The organism is Dysgonomonas mossii (genome assembly GCF_004569505.1).
Lineage (GTDB): Bacteria > Bacteroidota > Bacteroidia > Bacteroidales > Dysgonomonadaceae > Dysgonomonas.
This window is the reverse complement of the sequence record NZ_SPPK01000053.1, coordinates 1-470: the sequence shown is the minus strand read 5'-3', so window position 1 is coordinate 470 and position 470 is coordinate 1. Positions and strand designations below refer to the sequence as shown.

Sequence of the window (470 nt, the reverse complement as noted above, 5' to 3'; positions counted from 1 at the left end):
GCGCTGCCCGCGCAGGACCTCGATGATGTCCTGCGCGCCACGGCAGTCACCGAGGTCTGGGGGGTTGGGCATCGCATAGGCGCTCAACTGGTTGAAGCAGGTGTGCACAACGTGCTGGACTTGGCACGCATGGATGCAGCCACTGCGCGCCGTCGCTGGTCTGTCGTTCTTGAACGCACCGTTCGCGAGCTTCAAGGCACGCCGTGCATTCAGCTCGAAAACGCTCCGCTACCGAGGAAGCAAATCGCATGCACTCGTTCGTTTGGCGAGCCCATTTCGTTGCTGCCGCCGCTGCTGCAAGCAGTCAGTGAGTTTGCCAGCCGTGCTGCTGAAAAGCTTCGAGAACAAGGAAGTCTTGCTGGCCAACTATTGGTTTTCGCGCACACATCCCCCTTCAGGCATGGCCCTCGATTCGCACGGTCTGCAGTGATGCCCCTCAGAAGGCCTACAGCAGACACGCATGCCCTGGT

At 60.6% G+C, this 470-nt stretch carries 2 protein-coding genes; one reads left to right on the top strand and one right to left on the bottom strand.

The features are described 5' to 3' along the window. The coding region (locus tag E4T88_RS18360; RefSeq protein ID WP_228094007.1) for a hypothetical protein at positions 1-195 on the bottom strand (195 nt) is incomplete at its 3' end. Here E4T88_RS18360 and E4T88_RS18530 point away from each other — a divergent pair. Then, on the top strand, positions 130-470 hold a 341-nt coding region (locus E4T88_RS18530; RefSeq protein WP_438503333.1), incomplete at its 3' end, for a DinB/UmuC family translesion DNA polymerase. The genes E4T88_RS18360 and E4T88_RS18530 overlap by 66 nt on opposite strands.